Raw genomic sequence first — 235 nt, forward strand, 5'->3', positions numbered from 1 at the left:
TCAGAAAGTACCAATGCCGAGCGAAAAGGTCTGACACCAACAGAGCAGATGGTCGGCAATCATTTGGAAGAGGCCTTTATCCATGCACAAGGGAAAATCTTTGTCTCTACCTTTGCCTCGAATGTGAATCGCATCCAACAGGTAGTCGGGGCCTGTATAGAGACGAACCGTAAGCTGGCGCTACTTGGCCGCAGCATGGTCAATGTGGTTTCCGTTGCGATCGTGCGCGGTGATT

The 235-nt window shown here is 51.1% G+C and carries 1 pseudogene; it reads left to right on the forward strand.

Features of this window, described 5'->3' with window-relative positions:
- Positions 1–235 (forward strand): annotated as a pseudogene (locus tag RYX56_RS25265) (ribonuclease J); the annotation flags it as partial.

Origin of the sequence: Alkalihalophilus lindianensis (assembly GCF_032843265.1) — a bacterium.
Classification (GTDB): Bacteria; Bacillota; Bacilli; order Bacillales; family Bacillaceae_D; genus Alkalihalophilus; species Alkalihalophilus lindianensis.